Origin of the sequence: Arthrobacter sp. ISL-30, assembly GCF_018613855.1 — a bacterium.
Lineage (GTDB): Bacteria > Actinomycetota > Actinomycetes > Actinomycetales > Micrococcaceae > Arthrobacter.
Genome location: NZ_JAGGPK010000059.1, coordinates 1 through 15,899, shown reverse-complemented (window position 1 = coordinate 15,899; position 15,899 = coordinate 1). Strand labels below are relative to the sequence as shown.

The 15,899-nt window shown below is 64.2% G+C and carries 12 protein-coding genes and 2 pseudogenes; 7 read left to right on the top strand and 7 right to left on the bottom strand.

Features of this window, described 5'->3' with window-relative positions:
- The first annotated feature begins 289 nt into the window (after nt 1-289).
- Genes ehuB through ehuA form a run of 4 tightly spaced genes read left to right on the top strand, consistent with a single transcriptional unit; the run spans nt 290 to nt 3,362 of the window.
- The gene (ehuB, locus tag J7E82_RS19460) at nt 290-1,183 is read left to right on the top strand and encodes an ectoine/hydroxyectoine ABC transporter substrate-binding protein EhuB (RefSeq protein ID WP_214865660.1); all 894 of its coding nucleotides are present in this window, start codon (nt 290-292) and stop codon (nt 1,181-1,183) included.
- 28 nt (nt 1,184-1,211) lie between these two features.
- Nucleotides 1,212-1,910, top strand: coding sequence for an ectoine/hydroxyectoine ABC transporter permease subunit EhuC (gene ehuC / locus J7E82_RS19455; protein ID WP_214865658.1), 699 nt, complete (start codon nt 1,212-1,214; stop codon nt 1,908-1,910).
- Entirely contained in the window at nt 1,907-2,563 is a 657-nt protein-coding gene (gene ehuD / locus J7E82_RS19450; RefSeq protein WP_214865656.1) for an ectoine/hydroxyectoine ABC transporter permease subunit EhuD, read from the top strand. Before ehuC ends, ehuD begins: the two co-directional genes overlap by 4 nt.
- Nucleotides 2,547-3,362: an ectoine/hydroxyectoine ABC transporter ATP-binding protein EhuA gene (gene ehuA, locus J7E82_RS19445; protein WP_214865655.1), complete on the top strand. Its 816-nt coding sequence runs from the start codon at nt 2,547-2,549 to the stop codon at nt 3,360-3,362. Before ehuD ends, ehuA begins: the two co-directional genes overlap by 17 nt.
- A gap of 197 nt (nt 3,363-3,559) precedes the next feature.
- Here the strand turns inward: ehuA and J7E82_RS19440 are convergent, their stop codons facing one another.
- Entirely contained in the window at nt 3,560-4,015 is a 456-nt protein-coding gene (locus J7E82_RS19440) for a RidA family protein (RefSeq protein WP_214865652.1), read from the bottom strand.
- Nucleotides 4,016-4,059: 44 nt separating this feature from the next.
- Here J7E82_RS19440 and J7E82_RS19435 point away from each other — a divergent pair, with 44 nt between their 5' ends.
- Nucleotides 4,060-4,827, top strand: coding sequence for an Asp/Glu/hydantoin racemase (locus J7E82_RS19435; protein ID WP_214865650.1), 768 nt, complete (start codon nt 4,060-4,062; stop codon nt 4,825-4,827).
- Nucleotides 4,828-4,954: 127 nt separating this feature from the next.
- Here J7E82_RS19435 and J7E82_RS19430 read toward each other — a convergent pair whose 3' ends face one another.
- Nucleotides 4,955-5,683, bottom strand: coding sequence for a maleate cis-trans isomerase (locus J7E82_RS19430; RefSeq protein WP_214865648.1), 729 nt, complete (start codon nt 5,681-5,683; stop codon nt 4,955-4,957).
- 283 nt (nt 5,684-5,966) lie between these two features.
- On the opposite strand from J7E82_RS19430, the gene J7E82_RS19425 reads away from it, so the two are divergent.
- Both J7E82_RS19425 and J7E82_RS19420 read left to right on the top strand, forming a co-directional pair.
- Complete coding sequence (locus tag J7E82_RS19425; RefSeq protein WP_214865646.1) at nt 5,967-6,623, top strand: GntR family transcriptional regulator; 657 nt, start codon at nt 5,967-5,969, stop codon at nt 6,621-6,623.
- 191 nt (nt 6,624-6,814) lie between these two features.
- The gene (locus J7E82_RS19420; RefSeq protein WP_214865644.1) at nt 6,815-8,203 is read left to right on the top strand and encodes an MFS transporter; all 1,389 of its coding nucleotides are present in this window, start codon (nt 6,815-6,817) and stop codon (nt 8,201-8,203) included.
- Nucleotides 8,204-8,540: 337 nt separating this feature from the next.
- Here J7E82_RS19420 and J7E82_RS21095 read toward each other — a convergent pair.
- From J7E82_RS21095 to J7E82_RS19395, 5 genes and pseudogenes are all read right to left on the bottom strand, one after another.
- Nucleotides 8,541-9,263 (bottom strand): annotated as a pseudogene (locus tag J7E82_RS21095) (transposase).
- Nucleotides 9,264-9,619: 356 nt separating this feature from the next.
- Nucleotides 9,620-11,035: an amidase gene (locus J7E82_RS19410; protein ID WP_214865663.1), complete on the bottom strand. Its 1,416-nt coding sequence runs from the start codon at nt 11,033-11,035 to the stop codon at nt 9,620-9,622.
- A 63-nt stretch (nt 11,036-11,098) separates the two neighbouring features.
- Nucleotides 11,099-12,592, bottom strand: coding sequence for an NAD-dependent succinate-semialdehyde dehydrogenase (locus J7E82_RS19405; protein ID WP_214865641.1), 1,494 nt, complete (start codon nt 12,590-12,592; stop codon nt 11,099-11,101).
- Nucleotides 12,589-15,675, bottom strand: a complete 3,087-nt coding sequence (locus J7E82_RS19400; protein ID WP_214865639.1) for an FAD-binding and (Fe-S)-binding domain-containing protein — start codon at nt 15,673-15,675, stop codon at nt 12,589-12,591. Before J7E82_RS19400 ends, J7E82_RS19405 begins: the two co-directional genes overlap by 4 nt.
- A 7-nt stretch (nt 15,676-15,682) precedes the next feature.
- Nucleotides 15,683-15,899 (bottom strand): annotated as a pseudogene (locus tag J7E82_RS19395) (aminotransferase class III-fold pyridoxal phosphate-dependent enzyme); the annotation flags it as partial.

Here is a 15,899-nt window from a genome sequence, read left to right as displayed (position 1 = left end):
GAACTCGTGAACGCCGGCGGCTGTGATGGCCACTCGGAATTCGTTGTTCTTGATCTCTTTCGGGACGCCGATGATCATTCTGGGCTCCAATCAGGGGGCTGTTTGTGCTGCCGACCTTGGACGCATTGAACTTTCGCGGCCGAAACGTCTCTGAATCCGTAGCGTAATCAGCAATTTACATTCCTATTGTTGACAATAGTACACCTAACTTCTAGGTTATGTGTAACACACGTCACAGAGTGTGATCATCTCGGTTTAGCCCCGGCACGCCCGGGCGAAGGAGTGCATAATGAGCGGTTACATTTCACGAAGGAACGTCCTGAGGGGCGCGGGAGTGGCTGTCCTCGGCGCCACTGTTGTGGGGTGGGCCACGGGCTGCTCCAGCGTGGCGGCGGGCGGCCCGGCGACGGGCGCATCCAGCAACCTGCTGGAGACGGCCAAGTCTCAAGGCTTTCTGCGGGTTGGCATCGCGAACGAGCCGCCGTACACGCAGGTCAGTGCCGACGGAAAGGTGACCGGCTGCGAGCCCGATGTGCTTCGCGCCGTCTGCAAGCGGCTCGGCATCGACGATGTCCAGGGCATCATCACCCCGTATGAATCCATGATCCCCGGCCTCAACGCCAACCGCTGGGACGTCATTGCCGCCGGACTCTTCATGAAGGAATCCCGCTGTGGCCAGGTCCTCTACTCGGAGCCGGTCATCGTCTCCACGGAGTCCTACGCCACACCCAAGGGAAACCCGAAAGGCATTACATCCGTGGCCAATGTCCTGGCGGACAAGTCTCTGAGGATCGCTGTGCTCCCTGGTGGCTTCGAGGAGGGCGTGCTCAAGGCGGCCAACGTACCGGCCTCGCAGCAGATCAAGATCAACGATGGGCGCAGCGGCCTCGAGGCACTCAAAGCCAATCGGGCGGACGCCTTCATGCTTCCAACGCTGTCGCTGCAGGCGCTGGCAAAGGACGATGCCAGCTTCGACATCAGCGAGCCCCTGCAGGACGCCCCACGCACCGGCTCCGGTGCCGCATTCCGCAAGTCCGATACCGCATTCCACGAGGCCTACAACAAGGAACTTGCGGCCTTCAAGAAGACCCCGGAGTTCGCCGAAATCCTGACCAAGTGGGGCTTCGACCCGTCAGTGGTGGAGGGCGTCACCGCCGAGGAGCTATGCAAGACCGCCGGCTGATCCTGCTGCCGGGGAAGGGGGGTAGCGGATGCACGCAGTAATCGAATATGCGCCACTGCTCTGGCAGGGACTGCTGACCACCATCCTGGTGGCGGTGCTCAGCGGTGCCCTGTGCCTGGTGGTTGCGTTCGCCGCCGGACTGGCGCGTTTGTCCAGCCACCGCTTCCTGAGCTGGCCCGCGGGCATCTTTATTGAGGTGTTCCGCGGTACGTCACTGCTGGTGCAGATGTTCTGGCTGTTTTTTGCACTGCCGTTCTTCGGAATCCAGCTGCATCCGTTGACTGCGGCCGTCCTGGCGCTTGGTCTGAACGAGGGTGCTTACGCGGCGGAAGTCGTGCGTGGCGCCATCGCGAGCCGGGCCAAGGGCCAGACCGAGGCCTGCATCGCCCTGGGGATGGAACCGGCACTGCGGCTGCGCAGGATCATTATCCCGCAGTCCATTCCGGCCATGCTGCCCCCGTTCGGCAACGTCATGGTGGATCTGCTGAAGAACACCTCCCTCGTTTCTCTGGTGACGGTGGCGGAGTTGACGTTCAGGGCCCAGATGATCCGCAGCACCACGGGGCAGACGACGGCCATTTTCCTCACCATTCTGGTGGCGTACTTTGTCCTCTCCTACCTGCTGACCCTGCTGACGGGCTGGCTCGAACGCCGCTTCGCCCTTGACCGGAAGGCACTTGCGGCCCAGCGGAAGGAAAGCCGTCTCATGAAGGTAGGTGCAGCATGATCTGGGACAACGATTTTGCCGTGTCAGTCTTTCCGCTGCTCCTGGAAGGACTCTGGGTCACCATCCAGATTACCTTGCTGGGCACGCTGCTCGCGGCCGTGCTTGGGCTGTTCTTTGCGGTGCTTAGGCGGCTTGCCATCCCGGTCCTCTCACCGGTGGTTTCCTTCTTCGTTGTGTTTGTCCGAGGCACGCCGCTTCTGGTCCAGGCCTACTGCGCCTTCTTCGTGTTGCCGGCGTACGGCCTTAGCTTTGACGCCTTCACCACCGGTGTGGTGGTGATCGGCGTGAACTACAGCGCGTACATGGCCGAGGTTTACCGCAGCGGAATCCAAGGCGTCCCCAAGGGGCAGTGGGAGGCGGCAACGGCGCTGAGTCTCCCCGGTGTCCGCACGTGGGGCAGGATCATCCTCCCGCAGGCAGTGCGCACCGTGGTGCCCATGCTCGGCAACTACCTCATCCAGATGTTCAAGGACTCCGCAGTCCTCTCGGCCATTACTGTCGTGGAGCTCATGGCCACGGCCCAGGCTATCGGAAGCTCGAACTTCCGCTATCTGGAACCCCTCACCCTGGCCGCCTTGCTGTTCCTGGCCATCAGCTACCCGGCCTCACGGCTCGTCAACAGATTGGAGCGGCGCTATGCGCCCCAGCACTGAACCCCAACCCCTGTCCACGGACCTGGCCCTCGCCCCGGACCCGGTCATCAGGTTTCAGAACGTCAGCAAGAACTGGGGGTCAAACCAGGTCTTGAAGTCGCTCAACTTCGAGGTCGCTCCGGGCGAGAAGGTCTCCATCATCGGCCCGTCCGGCTCCGGAAAGACCACCATCCTTCGTATTCTCATGACGCTCGAGACGCCCAGCGAAGGTCTGGTCAAGGTCGACGGCGACATCCTCTGGGATGTGACCGCGGGCCAGAAGGTCCGGGAAACAAAGCAGCTGCGCGCAACCCGCCGCAAGATAGGCATGGTGTTCCAGCAGTTCAATCTTTTCCCGCATATGACGGCCATGGAGAACGTTATCGAGGCGCCGATCCACGTACTGGGCATGAACAAGGCTGAGGCGCGGGAGCGGGCCGCGGAACTGCTTAACCTGGTGGGTTTAGGAAAGCACATGAATCACACGCCGCCCCAGATGTCCGGCGGGCAGCAGCAGCGTGTGGCCATTGCCCGGGCACTGGCGATGCGGCCCAAGGTACTGCTTTTCGATGAGCCCACCTCCGCACTGGACCCGGAGCTGATCGGTGAGGTCCTGAACGTGATCCGGAACCTGGCGCACACCACGGACATGACCATGCTGATGGTGACGCACGAAATGCGGTTCGCCGAGGAGATTTCGGACCGGGTGGTGATGTTCGACAACGGCGCCGCCGTGGAGAGCGGGCCGCCTGCCCAGATCTTCAAGGACCCGCAGCAGGAACGGACCCGGACCTTCCTCCGGGCCGTCCTGCAGCACTGAGGCAATCCGCAAGCATTGAGGCAACTTCGCAGCGATGACCTTCAGCCATTGCCCCAGGGGGCAACTGAAAACTCCAACGGGCGCTTGCCCGGGAAGCTCGCCGAAACCGGCAGCTTCTCGGGCCGGCGCCTAGGCGCGTTATCGGCCAGGCGATTGGAGCCTGGGACGGGGCCGTCCTTCCCCTGCCGGCCCGCGGGTCAGGCGCTGCGGCTGGTGGCCAGAAGCGATATTTCAACCGGTGCCCCGTCGGGCAGGCTGGAGACCCCGACGGCGGCACGCACCGGCCGTCCCTGATCGCCGAAGTATGAAACCAGCACCTCAGACGCGCCGTCCATCACCAGCGGATGGTCCGTGAAACCGCTGCCGGCAGAGACATATCCCGTCATGGAGACAATCTCCCCGATGTGCTCCAGGCCGCCGGCATGCGCAGCCAGAGACGCCAGGCAGTTCAGCACGGCGATGGCCGCGGCCGACCGCCCTTCCTCCACCGTCAGGTCCTCGCCCACGCGGCCGCGGTGTTCCAAGGTTCCCTGTACAGCGGAGGTATGTCCGGCGGTGTAGAGGAGGCCGCCTACTTCTCGGACGGGCACGTAGTTTCCGGCGGGCTGAGGGGTGGGCGGCAGCGGCGGAATCAAATTTTTACTTTCGTACATAACGAGCCATTGTAGACAATCAAACAAATATGAGAAAGTGACGTATGGCACTTATACCTAACCCCACTGTGGCACCTCTTGCAGACCCGCAGGGTCCGCAACCTTGGCAGGACATCGGCGTCGTCTGCCCTTTCGATATGGCCCTTGACCATGAACTTTGGCGCTGGATGCCCGAGGGGGTGAACCTCGTTTTTACCCGCACGCCCTACTACGATCAGCCCGTGGGTCTCGACATGGCCGAGGAGATCAGCGACCACGGCGAAATTCAGGACGCTGTCCGTTCTCTCGTTGCCATCCGTCCGGCCGTAGTGACGTATGCCTGCACGTCCGGCAGCTTCGTCCACGGCGTCGAGGGGGCCAGGAAGCTTTCGGCAGCTATGGTCTCGGCAGGTGCGCCGGCAGCCGTGACCACGTCGGAAGGCCTGTTGATGGCGTTGGACGCCCTGGGCGTGAGCAGGGTCGCGGTGGCCACACCCTATCTCGCGGAGCTCACCAACCGGCTGACGTCATTTTTGGAGCAGGGAGGGAAGTCCGTGGTCTCGCACGAGGGGCTGGGGCTGGACCGGGACATCTGGACGGTCCCATACGCCACCACGTGCGGGCTGATCCGTCAGGCGGACCGGCCCGACGCGGAGGCTGTTTTCGTAAGCTGCACCAACCTGCCCACCTATGGCCTCATTGCCTATATGGAGCGGGAGTTGGGGAAGCCCGTGATCACCGCCAACCAAGTAACTGCATGGAGCGGGCTGCGGCTGATGGGCCGCGAGGCAGTCGGGCCGGAGCAGCTCCTGGTCCAGGCCGCGGCCAAATAGGTCAACCTGTTTCACTCCTCTGAAACACAATCAGGCAAAAGAAAGACCTCCTGGCTGGCGGATGCCGCACCGTCCAGGAGGTCTTTTTCGTTGGCTGTGCCGTCTCGGGTCAGGAGGCCGTCTTCTGTCAGGGGCGGAACAGTGTGCCCAACTGGTCAGAGTGCACGGTCCGGCCGGCGAGCTGTAGCCCGTACCACGCGGTTACCTGGTTCGCTGTCAGCACTGTCTTTCCGAGTACTGATTCCAGTTCGTTGATCCAGCGGACGGTATGCAGGGCGGTGTCCGGGATCAGGACGGCCTGGGCCTCCGGAGCATTGGCGCTGCGCGCCAGCTCAACCACGCTGTCGTGGTCCAGTTCGCCCGCGTCCTCTCCGGAGGCAATATCGTGGGAGGCCATATCGAGGACCTCGACGTCCTGGTGGCCAAGCAGTTCCACAAAGTGGCGGGAGACATCGTCGGGGTAGGTTGCCGAGATGGAAACCTTCGAGATGCCCAGGTGACGCAGTGCGGCGGCGAAGGCCAGCGAGGTGGATGACGTTGGAACGTTGATGGCTTCCTGGATCTCCTTCGCCTGCTGATGCGCGCCGTCCCAACCGAACACAAAGCTGCCTGACGTGCAGGCCCACATGACGGCGTCTGGATCATGCTGTCGGGCGATCTCCCTGGCACCGGAGAGCAGCCGCTCCGGCTTGCCCAGATCCAGTAGCGCCTGCACCTCGTGAGTGGTGATCTCGTCGGACCCGCCGACCGAGGTATGAACCACTGGGAGATGGATGTCGTCTCCCAGCACTGACTCCAGGTAGGGGTATTCATCCTCGGCGCTGTGGCCGGGATAAAGCATTCCGACAGTTGTCATCTTCGCTCCTGTACGTCTGGCCGTATACACGGCTGGGGGTTTTCACTGCTACACAAATAGCATACAGTTGGATTGTCAACAATCGAAGGGGTAGTTTCGGAAGGCTAGCTTTCGCTTGTGGCAGGCAGGTTTATCATCCCGGCAGCATTCAAGGATTGAGCGGTGGTCTCTTTGTTGAAGAGTAAAATGCTGATTGTCAACCATTAGACGGCGGGCTGTCTGCTAGGCAGCTACAACTTGATCAGCGGCCAGGAGCCGAGCCTGGGAGCAAGGACGGAAGAGCATGAAAAGGGGAGCCCTAGACCCGGTTGTGCAGGAGTCTACTCCGGCAATCATTGCCAGGAAAATCCGCGATGCCATTGCTCGGGGTGACTTCGCCCCCGGCATCCAGTTGGGTGAAGCGGAACTCGCCAAGGAGCTCGGCGTAAGCCGTGGCCCCCTTCGCGAGGCCATGCAGAGGCTGACCCAAGAGGGACTGCTGGTGAGCTACCGGAACCGCGGCCTCTTTGTCGTGTCCATGGATCAGGACGACTTTCGTGATATCTATTTGGCCCGGTCTGCCGTCGAGGCTGCTGCCATCAACCGGGTGGTCAGCACTGACCCGGAGGGCAACGCGGCCAAGCTGATGGAAGCCGTGCGTGAGATGGAGAACGCCGCGGCCACGCCTAACGGCGAGGCGATTACAGAGGCTGACATGCACTTTCATGCCCTTCTGGTGGAGCTGGCCGGAAGTCCGCGCCTGAAGAAGATGCATGACACGCTCCTGACGGAGACGCAGATGTGCCTCAATGCCCTTAAGAGCACCTACGAGACGGCGGATAAGCGCATCTCCGAGCACAGGGGAATTGCCGAGGCAATCTCCCGCGGGGACTCGGATCTCGCGGAGAAGCTCATGGCCGAACATATGGATGACGCCCTGATGCGCCTGATCCCGGAGTGACCTCTATAAGGGGCCGTCGGATCGTCTAAAGGGTTGTCAGATCATCATCATGATCTGGCGGCCCTTTTTGCGTCTTTGGCCTTGCGTCCTTGCTGCGGGCTGACGGGCCGCCCAACTTTCCTATTGTCAACAATGCGACAGTCCGATAGTGTGATGAGCGATACATTTTTGTCCCCCAACCAAGGATCGTTATGTCAGAAACACAACCGCTTGGAGCTGGCTCCGACGCGGGTTTTGCGAATCCAGAGGAAAACTCACCAGCAGGCAAAAAGGTTCTGCGCCGAGCCATCGCAGCCTCTGCAATGGGCAACGCCACCGAGTGGTTCGATTATGGCGTTTACGCTGTAGCCGCCACCTACATCACAGCGAACTTCTTCCCTGGCGAAGGCGCCATGGGAACTGTCTGGACGCTGGCAACCTTTGCGCTCTCGTTCTTGGTGCGGCCCCTCGGCGGGCTGTTCTGGGGTCCCTTGGGTGACAGGATCGGCCGCAAGAGGGTTCTGGCGCTGACCATCATCCTGATGGCAGGGGCGACCTTCGCGATCGGCCTTCTCCCAACTCATGCTTTGGCCGGCTGGCTGGCCCCGGCACTGCTGATACTGCTCCGCATGATTCAGGGCTTCTCCACCGGCGGCGAATACGGCGGCGCCGCCACCTTCATGGCGGAGTATGCGCCTGACAAGAAGCGCGGCTTCTACGGAAGCTTTCTGGAGTTCGGAACGCTGGGCGGCTTCGCCCTCGGTTCCCTGATCGTCCTGCTCTGCAGCCAGGTCTTAGGCGACAGCGCTATGCACGAGTGGGGCTGGCGCGTTCCGTTCCTGATCGCCGGCCCGCTCGGCATCGTTGGGCTCTACCTGCGGAATCGTCTGGAAGACACCCCTGTCTTCCGCGAACTGGAAGCCAAGGGCGAACTGGAACCGGCCGTGAGCACCGCGCTCGGGGACCTGCTCCGCTACTACTGGCGGCCCATGCTGACCATGGCCGGGCTGGTCATCGCTCTGAACGTGGTTAATTACACCCTCCTGTCCTATATGCCGACTTATCTTGAGGGCACGGTGGGCATGGACGCCAGCACCGTACTGACCCTTATGTTTGTCGGACAGCTGGTCATGATGCTGATAATTCCGCTCGCAGGCGCCCGTTCGGACAAGATCGGACGCAGACCGATGTGGTTCATCTCGCTCATCGGCCTGTTCGTCCTGGCGGTTCCGATGTACATGGTGATGGCCAACGGCTTCTGGTTCGCGATGCTTGGCTTCGCCGTCCTGGGCCTGCTGTACCTCCCGCAGTTGGCCACCATCTCCGCGACTTTTCCGGCCCTGTTCCCCACACAGGTCCGCTACTCGGGCTTCGCCATTACTTACAACGTCAGCACCGCTCTCTTCGGCGGTACTGCTCCGATGGTGAACGAGCTCCTGATCAATTCCACCGGGAACGTCCTGATGCCGGCGTTCTACATGATGGCTGCTTGCCTGATAGGCCTCGTTGCCGTGTGGAAAATGCCCGAGACAGCGGGCTCCTCCCTGCGCAACATGAAGATCCTGGGGATCAAAAAACTCCATCAGCCACACCGCTCCTAAACCCGGCAATTCAAACAGCCGGATCTAAACCACCGCAGCTCCATAAACTCGCCAAGCCCGCGGCGGACCCTGAGGGGTCCGCCGCGGGCTTGGCGATTTCTCAGAAGTTGTCGCGATCACCGGGAGTTTTTGGGTATTGCACTGTGTCGCGAAGGAAGACCGCTGGTGAAGGCGCAATCTACTGGCTTGGGGTCCTGACCGGAATCGGGCTTAAGGGCTCGCCCGAGATCCGTTCCCCCGCGGCGGCAGACCGTGAACAGCCAGCGGGAGCCGCGACACCCGAAGTGGTGATCGCCGAGATAAGGTTCTGGCGCTGGACGCCAAGGCAACCGGCGAATTAACAGGTGGTATGTCCGTAGGGCGTGTTGCTAAAGCTGGCTTTGAGCCAGACGAGGGATGCGGCGAGGTAGTTGCGTGCGGTCTTCTCGGATCTCATGACGAGGCCGCGCCAGTTTTTGAGCCGGTTGAATCCCCGCTCGACGACGTTCCGGCCCTTGTAGGCCTCGGTGCCGAGCGCTGGCGGGCGCCCGCCAGCGGGACCTTTTCTCTTCCTGTTGGCTGCCTGGTCGGACTTCTCCGGGATGGTGGCCTTGATGCCGTGGTAAGCCAACCAGATGCGGTTGGCTCTCGAGGTGTAGCCTCTTTACGGTCGGTGGCCATGTGAAGCTTGGACGTCAGCCCGCCACTGGAGCGCCCGATCACGTGGTCAGGCGGTTCAAGGCCGAGTTTCATGTAATTCGACGGCTCCCCCTGTGTGGCGCGGAAGGGTCGCACCGTGCTGGTGCACGCGCACGATCGTGGAGTCGATTGAGGCGACCCAGTCCAGATCGCCAAGGGTCTCGGCGCGAGTCTGTACGTGTTCGAGCACCTTCGTCCAAGTGCCGTCCTTGGCCCGGCGGTCGAAGTTCTTGAACACGGTGTTCCAGTTCCCGAAGCGCTCAGGAAGATCCCGCCAAGGCGCCCCGGTCCGGAACTTCCATGCCGTCCCCTCTACGACCATGCGGCGGTCCGCGACCGGGCGCCCGTTGCCCGTCCAAGCAGGAAACAGCGGTCCGATCATTCCACCAGCTCTGCCGCACTGACGCAGACGGCAAAAACCATCCTTCGGAGACGTTCCAGCACACCGTCACCGGTCTGTAGCGGCTTCAAGGAGGGACCGCGGCATCTCCCTGGCGTTCATCGAGCAATAGCCGGCACCGGGACACACCCCAACGCCGCTGTCGCCACAAGTTTCCCCGGCCTTGGCGGCATCGGCGCAGCCGCACTCATGGCCGGCAGGGGCGAGGGCCGCCCAGAGTTCCCGTCCGCAGCAGCCCTGGCCGAAACGGGTCTGGCACCACAGAAAACGCCCGGCTGGGAAACCCCAGCCGGGCGTTCGGTCTGACTTGCTACATGTTAGGCACCTAACCGACAGTGCTAGCTGCGGTGTGCCGCGATCCGTGCGGGCCGTTCGGTACCCCAGGCTGCAGCCTTCTCGTAAGTCTGGGCGGCGCGGAGCACCTTGCGGTCCGCGTGCCGCGGACCGATGATCTGCAGTCCCGCCGGCAGGCCGGCCTCGGTGAAGCCGCAGGGAACGCTGATGGCCGGCTGCTGCGTCATGTTGAACGGGTAGGTGTATGGAGTCCAGCTGGTCCAGTTCGGAGAATGCCAGCCTTCCGGCGCGTCCCTGTCCCGCGGGAAGGCCGAGATGGGGAGCGTGGGGGTCAACAGCAGCTCGTAGGTTTCGTGGAACCGTCCCATCTTCACCCCCAGGTCCATCCGCACGGCGGTAGCGTCTAGGAAGTCCGAAGCGCTGATCTCGCCCTGTTCCCGGATAGAGCGGCGCAGCCCCGCATCCACGTTGTCGATCGCGTCCGGTCCATAGGCCTCGAGCACCTTGGCAGCACCGGAAAACCAGAGAACGTGGAAAGCCTCCATGGGATCCTGGATGCCCGGATCCACTTCCTCGATGATGGCCCCGGCGTCGGCCAGTACGTCCACTGCCGCCCGCACAAGCCGCTCGATTTCCGGATCGTTGGTGCCGAAGCCCAGCGTGGGTGAGAAAGCGATGCGCATCCCCTTGACGCCGTCGTCCAAACCGTCCAGGAAGGAGGCTGTCGGTGTCGGGAGTGCGGACCAGTCGCGCGAATCGAAGCCGGTGATTACATCGAGCAGCAGCGCCGTGTCCTCGACCGTGCGGGTCATCGGCCCGGCATGCGCGAGTGTTCCGAACGGGCTCGCGGGGAACATGGGAACCAGTCCATAGGTCGGCTTGATCGCAACAGTTCCAGTGAATGCTGCCGGAATGCGCACCGAGCCGCCGCCGTCCGTGCCCACTGACCATGGGCCCATTCCAAGTCCCACAGCCGTGGCGCTGCCGCCGCTTGAGCCGCCCGATGTCAGGCCCACGGCCCGCGGGTTGCCCGTGGAGCCGTGGCGAAGCGAATCGGTCACTCCCTTCCAGGCAAACTCCGGCGTGGTGGTCTTTCCGAGCAGTACGGCGCCAGTCTCGCGCAGCCTCGCGACGCACGGGGCGTCATCGTTCCAGGCCGCATCCGCATTGATGAGGTTGGTCCCACGCAGAGTGGGCCAGCCCCTGGTGTAGAAGATGTCCTTAATGGACGTGGGAACGCCGTCGCCGGGACCCAGCGGCTTGCCACTGCGCCACCGGGCTTCGGACTCACGTGCCTCCTGCATCGCGCTATCGGCCTCAACGGAGACGAAGGCATTGACCTCGCTGTTTCCCGCGTCGATGGCATCCAGCGCAGCCTGGGTGGCGTCAACTGGTGAGACGGTGCCCTCGCGGTAGCCCGCCAGCAGCTCGACTGCCGTCAGATTGGTCAGATCAGTCAAATCACTCATTCTTTTCCTCCTGCAAGTTCCGCTTCGGATCCATGATCGCTTGGTTCTTGTTCCCTAGACGCGGGGGAGGGCCATGTACTTGATCTCCAGGAACTCGTCCAGCCCCACGCGTCCGCCCTCACGGCCGAGGCCGGAGGCCTTGATGCCGCCAAAGGGTGCGGCGGGGTTGGAGACGATGCCGGTGTTCAGGCCCACCATGCCGACCTCCAGCTCCTCGCCCACGCGGAAGGCGCGGTCCAGGTCCTGAGTGAACAGGTAGCTGGCCAGGCCCCAGGGGGTGTCGTTGGCCAGCCGGACCACTTCCTCTTCGGTGTCGAAGGGAATCACCGGGGCCACCGGGCCGAAGATTTCCTCGCTCATCAATGCCGCGTCCGGGCTGACGTCCGAAAGAACGGTGGGGGAGTAGAAGTACCCGTTGCCCTGGGGACGGGAACCGCCGCAGACCACGGTGGCGCCCTTGGCGACAGCGTCGTCCACCAGTTCCTGGACCTTGTTCAGGGCCTTCGCTTCAACCAGGGGGCCGACGTCGGTGCCTTCCTCGGCGCCGTCGCCCACCTTGAGTGCCCCGAGACGCTTGGCGAGCCGTGCCGAGAAGTCGGCGGCCACCGAGCGCTGGACGAAAATTCGGTTGGCGGCCGTGCAGGCCTCGCCCATGTTCCGCATCTTGGCCGCGAACGCGCCTTCGACGGCCCGGTCCAGGTCGGCATCCTCAAACACGATCAGGGGGGCGTTGCCGCCGAGCTCCATCGAGGAGCGCATGACGTTCTTTGCGGCCTGCTCCAGGAGGCGGACGCCCACTCCGGTGGAGCCGGTGAAGCTGACCTTGCGGGCGATGCCGCTCTCCATCCAGGGAGTGACCACCTCGGATGCCTTGGTGGTGGTGACGACGTTCAGCACTCCCTTGGGCAGTCCGGCTTCGATCAGGATGTCCACCAGCGCCAGGGAGGACAGCGGGGTGAGGTTGGCAGGCTTGAAGACCATGGTGCAGCCGGCCGCGATGGCAGGGCCGATCTTCCGGGTGCCCATGGCCAGCGGGAAGTTCCACGGCGTCACCAGCACGCAGGGGCCCACCGGCTCCTTCGAGACGAGAATGCGGTTCTTGCCGTCACCGGTGGTGGTCAGGTCGCCGCCGATGCGGACGGCCTCCTCGGAGAACCAGCGGAAGAATTCTGCTGCGTAGGCCACCTCACCCTTGGCTTCGGCGAACGGCTTGCCCATTTCCGTGGTCATGATGAGGGCCAGTTCGTCCTGCCGGGCCATGATCAGGTCGAAGGCGCGCCGCAGGATTTCGCTGCGCTCGCGGGGCGGCGTCTTTGCCCACTCCTTCTGTACCCGGCCGGCCGTTTCAATCGCCCGACGGGCGTCCTCGGGGCCGCCGTCGGCCACGGTGGCGATGACTTCCTCGGTGGCGGGGTTGATGACGTCAAAGCGGGCGCCGGAAGCTGCCTCGGCCCATTCGCCGTCGATGAACAGGTTGGTGCTCACCTTGGCGACGGCGTCCAGCGCCTTCTGTGACGTCCGGGAGTTGGTGATTGCCTGGGTGGTCATGAGTAATCCTTTTCTTGGGTGGAAGGGAGTGGCTGGCGGCTGCTACTGGGCGAGAGTGCCGCCTGTTCGCCGGGGTCAAGAAGTTGGGCCAAGTGGCGGCCCGGTCTGGAATTGTCGAGCTGCTGGACCTGCATGGCGCAGGAGAACCCGTCGGTGAGGACCACCGAGTCCGCGTCTGTCTGGCGGAGGGCAGGCGCCAGGGACTGCTCGGCCACCTGCATGCTGACGTCGAAATGCTCCTTTTCGAATCCGAAGTTTCCGGCGACGCCGCAGCAGCCGGTGGCGTCCACGATGTCGGCGACGCCCACAGCGCCGAGCGCCGAGCGCTGGGTGCCGGCGCCGAAGACGGAGTATTCGTGGCAGTGCGTCTGCAGTACCACTTGTTCCGGCAGCGGCCGCGCCGGGACCGGTTTCCATCCTGACTTGGTGAGCTCTTCGACGTGGGATGCGAAGCTGCGCACCCTGGCTGCGACGCGGCGGGCCTGCTCCGTATGGACCAGCTCGGGCAGGTCCTTCCGCAGCGCGGCGGCGCAGCTGGGTTCGACCACCACGATCGGGCGGTCCGTCCCGTCGTCGAGCGCGACGGCGGCGTTGCCCAGGAGCTTTTTGGCCGTATCCAGCTGGCCGGTGGAAATCCAGGTCAGGCCGCAGCAGGCGTCGGCGGAGCACTCCGTGGGGGTACCGGTGCTGGCCAGAACGCGGGCCGCTGCTCCGGCCACCTCCGGCCGGAAGCCGCGGGTGAAGGTGTCCACGAACAGGACCACCCCGTCGCCGCCGGGCTCGTTCCCGCCGTCGGTATGCTTGCGAACAGGCCCGACGCCGGCTCCCGCCACTTCGCGGCGCCACTCGTTCGCTCCGGCGAACCGGGGCAGTGCCCGCTTGGTGGTGAGTCCGCCAAATGCCGACGCCGCTTTGGCAAGCGGCGTGGACATCACGGCGTTGACCACTGGCGCCATCCGGCCGGTGATCTTGAGCCAACGCGGCAGCCAGCCCAGGGAGAAGTGTGAGAGCGGGCGCCGCTTTCCCTCGTAGTAGTGGGAGAAGAACTCGGATTTGTAGGTGGCCATGTCGACGCCGGTGGGGCAGTCGCTGGAGCAGGCCTTGCAGGAGAGGCAGAGGTCGAGGGCCTCCCGGACCTCCTCCGACTTCCAGCCTTCCTCCACGCTGCGTGCTCCGCGGACCATGTCCTGGAGTACCCGGGAACGGCCGCGGGTGGAGTCCTTTTCATCCTTGGTGGCTCGGTAGCTCGGGCACATGACGCCGCCAGCGTCCGTGCGGCACCGGCCGACGCCGATGCAGCTCTGGACGGCGTGGACCCAGGGATCCGTGCCGCTGCCGGCAGATGTCTCGGGCGAGTCGGTCTCGGCCAGCGAGCCGCCTCCGGCGCCGAGCGGGCGAAGATCGAAGCTGGTCCGCCACTGCCGCTGCGGAACACCGTCGAGGGCAAGGTTCGCGTCCATGGCGTCTGCCTCCGTCAGCGATCCGGGGTTCAGGATTCCTGCCGGATCCCAGACGCGGCGGTAGTTGGCGAAAGCCGCCAGCATGCTCGGCGAGTACATCATCGGCAGGAGCTCCGAGCGGGCCCGGCCGTCGCCGTGCTCGCCGGAGAGCGAGCCGCCGTGACGGATCACCAGTTCGGCGGCTTCGCGAGTGAAATTCCGGAAAACGGCGCGGCCGGCTTCGGTGCGCAGGTCGTAGGTGATACGGATGTGCATGCAGCCGGCGCCGAAGTGGCCGTACATGACGCCCTTCAGGTCGTGGCACGCCAGGAGCTCGCGGAAGTCCGAGAGGTAGTCGGCCAGCCTTTCGGGTGCCACTGCGGAGTCCTCCCAGCCGGGCCAGGATTCACCTCCTGTGGAGAGCCGTGCAGAGAGCCCGGCGCCGTCCTCCCGGACCCGCCACAGGGATGCGCGCTCAATGCTGTCCGGAACAGTCCGGCCGTCCACCAGCCGCCCGTTTTCCTTCAGGCGGGCCAGCAGGCGGTCCGCTTCGGCCTGGACCTCGCTTTGGTTGTCGCCGTCGAGGTCAACGTAGAGCCAGGCCTTGCCCTTGGGCAAGCCGAGCACGGAGCGGTCCCCGCGGCGGAAGCGCATGGTGTCCACGATCGCCTCGTCGATGCCTTCCACGGCAGCGGGGGAGAATTCCAGGATGGTCCCGATGTCCCGCGCCGCATCCACCACATCCGCATAGCCCAGGCAGACCAGCAGGGCGCTGGCAGGCTTGGGGACAAGCTTCATCCGTGCGCCGACAATGACCACGCATGTTCCCTCAGACCCGGCCAGGGCGCGGGCCACGTTGAAGCCTCTTTCCGGCAGCAGGTTGGCCAGGTGGTAGCCGGAGACCTGGCGCTGGATGCGTTCGAGCTCGGTGCGGAAACCGGCCAGGTTGTTGTGGGCCAGTTCCCTGAGCTGCGCCGTGAGGGCGGCAGCACGCTGTTCCGAGGTAGCGTCCGCGGGGTCGGTTGCGCGCAGTCCGGTGGCCGTCGCGGTGAGCCGGGCGCCATCGGAAGTGACGACGTCGATCTCTGCCACGTGGTCGGACGTCCGGCCGTAGCGGACGGAATGGTTGCCGCAGGCGTCGTTCCCCAATGAGCCGCCGACGGTGGCGCGGCTCTTGGAGGACGGGTCTGGGGCAAAGGTGTAGCGGTGTCCCGTTGCCTTCTCGACTTCACGGGAGAGAACAGCGAGCACCACGCCAGGGTCCACGGCCACCGTTCCGGCGGCCTCATCGATGCTGTGGATGCGGTTCATGTGCCGGGAAAAGTCCAGGACGACGCCGGGACCCATGGCATTCCCGGCCATGGAGGTTCCTCCGCCGCGGCCGATAAGCGGCGTTGCGGTTTCGCGGCAGGCAGCAACAGTGGCGAGAATTTCCTCCACGGTGCGCGGGAAGACCACGGCCAGCGGTGCCACTCGGTAGTTGGAGGCATCGTAGGAGTACTCGGCGAGGCGGCGCGGTGAACTGTCCGCTGCCACGCCGGCCGACGCCAGGCGGGCGAGTACCGCATGTTGCGCGGCGCCCCGGACACCTGTCTTACCGGCGGCACTTGCGGGGTTCGGTGGGGAATGTACGGCTTCGATCATGGAGGGCTCAGGATCCTGTTGTGGCGGGGATGGCTCCGGTGACGGCGCCTACGGCTGCTTCGAAGCGGTCCAGGCCCAGGGTGATTTCTTCGGCGGTGACTACCAGGGCGGGGATGAGGCGGACGACGTTGCCGGCCGGGCCGCAGGTCAGTGTCAGCAGGCCCTGTGCGGTGGTGGCCTGCTGCACGGCCGCTGCCGTGGCTGCGTCCGGGGTGCCGTCCTCG

Excerpts from the sequence above, each read along its gene's own strand:
- ehuB (WP_214865660.1), top strand. The coding sequence starts at position 290 with ATGAGCGGTTACATTTCACGAAGGAACGTCCTGAGGGGCGCGGGAGTG.
- ehuC (WP_214865658.1), top strand. The coding sequence starts at position 1,212 with ATGCACGCAGTAATCGAATATGCGCCACTGCTCTGGCAGGGACTGCTG.
- ehuD (WP_214865656.1), top strand. The coding sequence starts at position 1,907 with ATGATCTGGGACAACGATTTTGCCGTGTCAGTCTTTCCGCTGCTCCTG.
- ehuA (WP_214865655.1), top strand. The coding sequence starts at position 2,547 with ATGCGCCCCAGCACTGAACCCCAACCCCTGTCCACGGACCTGGCCCTC.
- J7E82_RS19440 (WP_214865652.1), bottom strand. The coding sequence starts at position 4,015 with ATGTACGAAAGTAAAAATTTGATTCCGCCGCTGCCGCCCACCCCTCAG.
- J7E82_RS19435 (WP_214865650.1), top strand. The coding sequence starts at position 4,060 with ATGGCACTTATACCTAACCCCACTGTGGCACCTCTTGCAGACCCGCAG.
- J7E82_RS19430 (WP_214865648.1), bottom strand. The coding sequence starts at position 5,683 with ATGACAACTGTCGGAATGCTTTATCCCGGCCACAGCGCCGAGGATGAA.
- J7E82_RS19425 (WP_214865646.1), top strand. The coding sequence starts at position 5,967 with ATGAAAAGGGGAGCCCTAGACCCGGTTGTGCAGGAGTCTACTCCGGCA.
- J7E82_RS19420 (WP_214865644.1), top strand. The coding sequence starts at position 6,815 with ATGTCAGAAACACAACCGCTTGGAGCTGGCTCCGACGCGGGTTTTGCG.
- J7E82_RS19405 (WP_214865641.1), bottom strand. The coding sequence starts at position 12,592 with ATGACCACCCAGGCAATCACCAACTCCCGGACGTCACAGAAGGCGCTG.
- J7E82_RS19400 (WP_214865639.1), bottom strand. The coding sequence starts at position 15,675 with ATGATCGAAGCCGTACATTCCCCACCGAACCCCGCAAGTGCCGCCGGT.